Source organism: Neisseria sp. P0016.S008, from assembly GCF_051957775.1.
GTDB lineage: Bacteria > Pseudomonadota > Gammaproteobacteria > Burkholderiales > Neisseriaceae > Neisseria > Neisseria flavescens_B.
Map to the genome: position 1 here is coordinate 1 of NZ_JBQCWB010000015.1, position 6,286 is coordinate 6,286.

Annotated in this window: 6 protein-coding genes; 4 read left to right on the forward strand and 2 right to left on the reverse strand. The window is 49.3% G+C overall.

Annotation, left to right across the window (positions count from 1 at the left end):
* The first annotated feature begins 18 nt into the window (after window positions 1-18).
* From ACTHS8_RS10690 to ACTHS8_RS10700, 3 genes are all read left to right on the forward strand, one after another.
* A complete protein-coding gene (locus tag ACTHS8_RS10690; RefSeq protein ID WP_003745813.1) occupies window positions 19-774 on the forward strand; it encodes a formylglycine-generating enzyme family protein in 756 nt (251 codons plus the stop codon).
* Window positions 775-984: 210 nt separating this feature from the next.
* On the forward strand, window positions 985-1,254 hold the full coding sequence (rpsO, locus tag ACTHS8_RS10695) for a 30S ribosomal protein S15 (protein WP_003679932.1): 270 nt from the start codon (window positions 985-987) through the stop codon (window positions 1,252-1,254).
* Window positions 1,255-1,429: 175 nt separating this feature from the next.
* A complete protein-coding gene (locus ACTHS8_RS10700) occupies window positions 1,430-3,523 on the forward strand; it encodes an AsmA family protein (protein ID WP_440373699.1) in 2,094 nt (697 codons plus the stop codon).
* 78 nt (window positions 3,524-3,601) lie between these two features.
* On the opposite strand, the gene ACTHS8_RS10705 is transcribed toward ACTHS8_RS10700, so the two are convergent.
* Both ACTHS8_RS10705 and ubiD read right to left on the reverse strand, forming a co-directional pair.
* Window positions 3,602-3,790: a diacylglycerol kinase gene (locus ACTHS8_RS10705; protein WP_440373700.1), complete on the reverse strand. Its 189-nt coding sequence runs from the start codon at window positions 3,788-3,790 to the stop codon at window positions 3,602-3,604.
* Window positions 3,791-5,269 carry a 4-hydroxy-3-polyprenylbenzoate decarboxylase gene (gene ubiD / locus ACTHS8_RS10710; protein WP_440373701.1) on the reverse strand — a complete coding sequence of 493 codons (1,479 nt, stop codon included), beginning with the start codon at window positions 5,267-5,269 and terminating at the stop codon, window positions 3,791-3,793.
* Window positions 5,270-5,518: 249 nt separating this feature from the next.
* Between ubiD and ACTHS8_RS10715 the strand changes: the two genes are divergently transcribed.
* Complete coding sequence (locus ACTHS8_RS10715; RefSeq protein WP_440373702.1) at window positions 5,519-6,181, forward strand: DedA family protein; 663 nt, start codon at window positions 5,519-5,521, stop codon at window positions 6,179-6,181.
* The last annotated feature ends 105 nt before the right edge of the window (window positions 6,182-6,286 follow it).

Consider the following 6,286-nt stretch of genomic DNA (forward strand, 5'->3'; position numbering starts at 1 on the left):
CGATAATAAGGGCGTACCATGAAACTCATACGACTCCTCCTCTTAGGCAGTGCCTTAATCTGCGGCAATACATTTGCAGCTGAAATGGTAAAAATCGAAGGAGGCAGCTATCGCCCTCTCTATCTCAAAAAAGAGACTTCCCTTATTAAAGTCAAGCCCTTCCAACTTGATAAATATCCTGTAACCAATGCCGAATTTGCCGAATTTTTGAAAACACATCCACAATGGCAAAAAGACAAAATCAGCTCTAAACAAGCTGAAAAGGCTTACCTGAAACATTGGGTAAAAAACGGCAGCAACAGTTATGCGCCTAAGGCCAGCGAACTCAAACATCCGGTAACCAATGTTTCATGGTTTGCCGCCAATGCCTACTGCGTTTCCAAAGGCAAACGCCTGCCGACTATTGACGAATGGGAATTTGCAGGCTTGGCTTCTGCTACTCAAAAAGATGGCTCTGCCGAACCCGGCTACAACCGCACCATCTTGGATTGGTATGCAGACGGCGGCCGCAACGGCCTGCACGACATCGGTAAAAACAAACCCAACTACTGGGGCGTATACGATATGCACGGCCTGATTTGGGAATGGACTGAAGACTTCAACAGCAGCCAACTCTCAGCCGGTTCGTCCAACACACAAATGTTCTGTAGCGGCGCATCCGTAGGCTCAAGCGACCCATCCAACTATGCGGCTTTCTTGCGCTACGGCATCCGTACCAGCCTGCAATCCAAATATGTTTTAAATAACTTAGGCTTCCGCTGTGCAAGCAAATAAAGTTTAGTTTTATCACCAAAGCAGCTTTGGCGGTACTGGAAGGTATCGCCGCTTTTTTTGGCCGTCTGAAAAGATGTGGCACACAAAGACAAATTGTGGCATAATCCGCCCGTCTTTATAAAAAGGCACTTAGGAGTTTGCTTAGGTCGTTTGGCTTGGCAAACTTGTCCGAACCTGAAAAGGTTCTTTGTATTTTCGGAGTTATCCATCATGGCATTGACCGTAGAACAAAAAGCACAAATTGTTAAAGATTTCCAACGCAAAGAAGGCGATACCGGTTCTTCTGAAGTACAAGTCGCTCTGTTGACTTTCCGCATCAACGACCTGACTCCTCACTTCAAAGCCAACCCTAAAGACCACCACAGCCGTCGCGGCCTGTTGAAAATGGTTAGCCAACGTCGTCGCCTGCTGTCTTACCTGCGCCGTACTCAGCCTGATACTTACCGTACACTGATTACCCGCCTGGGTCTGCGTAAATAATTTATGCTTAAATCAACACCGCCTTTGGGCGGTGTTTTTATTCACATGCCCATGCCGTCTGAAACACAGGCCTACTCTGTGTTATACTTCCACACGCTTAAGCAGCAAGGCTTAAACTCCCAATCACTCCTTAAAGCTCCCATCAAAACGAGAATCTGAATTGTCTGTTCATTCCATGTTGCACTCAGGAAAATTTTGGCTGAAAACCCTGGTTTTCAGCATTACCGCGCTTTTATGCCTCGCGGCGGTATTGAGTGCCTTAATGTTCCGCATATTCAACACAGAAAACATCGACGCATTCATACAAAAAAACTTTTCCGCCCATGGCTGCCAAATCAAATACAACGCCACTATCGACAGAAAATGGCTGCCGCGCCCCACGCTGATTTTAAAAGACCTCAGCCTTTCCTCTTCCGAACCTGACACGCCGACGCTGAACATCGCCGAATCCAAAATGGGCTTTGGCTGGAGCAGCCTATGGTCGGATGCGCCCATAATTGAGAAATGGATTCTTTTAAACCCGACACTGACACTGGACTCAAAACACCATCTGCCCGCCTGCCTGCAACAAGACCCATCGTCAAAAAAAAGTTTTCAGCTCAACCGCATCATCATCAATAACGGCAGCATCCGTTATCACACTAAAGAGCAAAATATTGCCTTAAACAATCTGCAATTTTCCCTGCAGCAAGCCGATTCAGACGGCCGCCCCTTCGACATCAGCGGCACACTACAAAACATCGGCAATCCTATCAGTTGGCAGGGTGCAGGCTATCTGGTACCCAACAATGCCGGTTGGAGTGTTCCCGCCCTTAAGCTGAACCTGCAAACCGTATTACTCAAAAACAAGCTGGATGCCCAAATTGCAGGCAGCCTTAATTGGCAAAACCAAACCGCCCTCTTCCGCGACTTCAATCTGCAAGCCGAAAGCGACTATCAAAACTTGCATATCAACGCACGTTCTCCCCTCTTGCAATTCAAAAATGGCTATTTGCACCTCAACACACTCAACGGCGCATTGACTGCCGGCAGTGAAAACAACCAATGGGACGGTTCATTCAAACTGGACAAAGCCAACCTCTATCCAACCGTCTTGACTGCCGCCAATTTTGAACTCAAAGGCAGCCATAAAGACGACCGCCTCCAAACCAACTTTACCTTTTCCAGCCCGTTGGTTTGGCAAAAAGGCAAAGGCATCGAAGCGTCCAAACTGCACTTCAGCACCCTGCAAGATACCATCAACCGCCTTCCCCGCCCCCGATTTATCAGCACCCTTGAAGGACAGGCCAATTTCAGCCTCAATACATGGGAAGGCCGTCTGAAAGGCGCATTTGACAGACAAGCCCTTGCCTTGGCCTTTAAATACCAACGCGATGCCCAACCTCGTCCGCACCTTGACGCCGGTATCGCCTTACAAAAACTCAATCTGACCCCTTATTTGGAAGATCTGAAAACCCAGCCATCACTGAATCTTCCTTCCCTGCTAGCCAAATCCTGGTTGCCCGACATTGAGGCCAACCTCCGAATCGGCAGCATTCAAACTGCCGGACTGCAATTAGAAAACATCGAATCCCTGCTCACCGCCGATAAAGAACATATCGCCCTGCACCGTTTCAAAGCCGGGCTTTATGGTGGCAAAACCGAGGGCGGCCTGAGTATTGCGGCGACCCAACCTGCTTCCTACCACCTTCAGCAAAACGCAAAAGGCATACAAATTCAGCCGCTGCTGCAAGACCTGTTCGGTTTCCACAGCTTCAGCGGCAGCGGCGACGCCGTTATCGACATTAAAACCACCGGTAACGACCGCGCCCAAATGATACAAGCCCTAAACGGCAGCCTGCTCCTTGATATTACCAACGGCGCATGGCACGGCATCGATATGGACAGCATTCTGAAAAACGGCATCTCTTCGGAAAAAATCGACAACAGCAACCTCAAAACCCCTTTCCATCATTTCACCCTCAATAGCGAAATTGAAAAAGGCATCAGCCATCATATCAACACCGAACTGTTTTCCGACAGCCTGCACGTTGTCAGCAGCGGCTATACCGATTTGAATACCCAAAAGCTATCGGAAAACCTGCTTATCAGCAACGTGCTGCAACCCAAAAACAAACCGATTCCCCTCAAAATCGGCGGAACCGTACAAAACCCTTCCATTACCCTTGATTACAGCCGCTTGACCAATGGCATGAACACACCGGCAGAAAAACAAAAAGCCCTGCAAGAAACCATACAAGAACAATGGAAGTGGCTCAAACCGCGCTAAATTTTCAAATTAAAGGCCGTCTGAAACCCAAAAAGTTTCAGACGGCCTTTTAACAGATGCCTTGTCAGAATAAGATGTTTACTTAGGAATGACCATATACACAATCAGTGCAACAATGATGGCAAACCATATCGCCAACATTATCAAGCCTTTTTTGGAGAGTTTTCTTTTTCTCCAATCGAGCCTTAATATTTCTACCGTACCTTCAAACACTGCCCCAATCATTTCCATCACGATTTGAAGTATAAATTCCAATAGAAATGACATCTACAAGCCTAAACTCTCCCAAATCTCATCGATTTTGGCCGTAACGGCAGGGTCTTTTTTGATCACCCGTCCCCATTCGCGGTCGGTTTCGCCCGGCCACTTGTTGGTCGCATCCAAACCCATTTTGCCGCCGAGTCCGCTGACGGGGCTGGCGAAGTCGAGGTAGTCGATGGGCGTGTTTTCCATCAAAACGGTATCGCGTACGGGATCCATGCGCGTGGTGACTGCCCAGATGACTTCTTTCCAGTCGCGCACGTTCACATCGTCATCCACCACGATGATGAATTTGGTGTACATAAACTGGCGCAGGAACGACCAGCAGCCCATCATCACGCGCTTGGCGTGTCCGGCGTACTGTTTTTTCATGCTCACCACTGCCATGCGGTAGGAGCAGCCTTCGGGCGGCAGGTAGAAATCAGTGATTTCGGGAAACTGCTTTTGCAAGAGCGGTACGAACACTTCGTTCAACGCCACGCCCAAAACGGCAGGTTCATCGGGCGGTTTGCCTGTGTAGGTCGAATGGTAAATCGGGTTTTCGCGCATGGTGATGCGTTCGACCGTAAACACAGGAAAATGGTCCTGCTCGTTGTAATAGCCCGTGTGGTCGCCGTATGGGCCTTCCAACGCGGTTTCGTTGGGATGAATCACGCCTTCCAATACGATTTCTGCACGGGCAGGCACTTGTAAATCGTTGCCGATACATTTCACCAGCTCCGTCCGTGAACCACGCAACAGTCCGGCAAATTGGTATTCGCTCAAGGTATCGGGAACAGGCGTTACCGCGCCCAAAATGGTGGCAGGATCGCAACCGAGCACGACGGCGACGGGATACGGCGTGTCAGGATTGAGTTTGCGGAATTCCTGATAATCCAATGCACCGCCGCGATGCGACAGCCAGCGCATAATCAGCTTGTTTTTGCCGATTAATTGTTGGCGGTAAATGCCGAGATTTTGGCGTTTTTTGTACGGGCCGCGCGTGACGGTCAAACCCCATGTAACCAGCGGCGCAACGTCTTCCGGCCAGCAATGCTGAATCGGCAGTTTATACAAATCAACGTCTTCGCCTTCCCACACGATTTCCTGACACGGCGCATTTTTTACCACGTTCGGCGCCATACTCCAAATATCTTTCAACAGCGGCAGTTTGGAAAACGCGTCTTTAATGCCTTTGGGCGGTTCGGGTTCTTTCAAATACGCCAGCGTCTGCCCGATTTCGCGCAGCTTGGACACACTGTCCGCGCCCATGCCCAGCGCCACGCGTTCGGGCGTGCCAAACAGATTCGCCAACACGGGATAATCGTAGCGCGTACCGTCAGGCTTAATCGGGTTTTCAAACAGCAACGCCGGCCCCTCGGCGCGCAGCACGCGGTCGGCAATTTCGGTCATTTCCAAATGCGGCGACACCGGATGCTGAATGCGCTTGAGTTTGCCCTCGGCTTCCAATCCGGCGATAAATTCTCGCAAATCTCTGTATTTCATGATTTCATTTTCCTGAACAGGCCGTCTGAAAACAGACCGCCATTTCGGGTTTGAAAGATAAACCAGCAGCTATTGTACCTGCCAAATCCGTCCATATCCCAACTTTCCACATCCAAATTTCCATATTTTTTGCAAACTACCGTCAAATTTGAACAATATCTGCTTGTGATTGCTTTCAGACGGCCTTATCTTTGGTAGAATTCCAACTTAATCCAGTCATCAATCAATATCTATCGTGGGACGGCGGCCATGTTTGCATTTTTAGAATCTTTTTTCGTTGAATACGGCTATGCGGCCGTGTTTTTCGTTTTGGTTATTTGCGGCTTCGGCGTGCCGATTCCTGAAGATTTGACGCTGGTAACCGGCGGTGTAATTTCCGGCCTGGGTTATACCAACTCGCATTGGATGGTTGTCGTCGGTATGCTCGGCGTATTGGCGGGTGACGGATTTATGTTTGTTGCCGGACGCGTGTGGGGGCAGAAAATCCTCAAGTTCAAACCCATTGCGCGCGTAATGACACCCAAACGCTATGCCCAAGTACAGGAAAAATTCGATAAATACGGCAACTGGGTTTTATTCGTTGCCCGATTCCTGCCCGGCCTGCGTACTGCCGTTTTTGTGAGCGCAGGTATCAGCCGTAAAGTTTCCTATACCCGTTTCATCCTGATGGACGGGCTTGCCGCGTTGATTTCCGTGCCGGTTTGGATTTATTTGGGCGACTACGGTGCGCACAACATCGATTGGTTGATGGCAAAAATGCACAGTCTGCAATCCGGTATCTTTGTGGTACTGGGCATCGGCGCAGTCATTGTCGGCTGGATTTGGTGGAAAAAACACCGCCGCCATACCTTCTTCCGTGAAAAATTACACGAAAAACGCGCTGCAAAAGCTAAAAAACAAGCCAATCAATAAACCATTCCAGGCCGTCTGAAACACTTCTCCGCTTTCAGACGGCCTCAATCATTCATCAGAAACACCATGAAACAAAAAATCTTCGTCCTCTACACCGGCGGCACC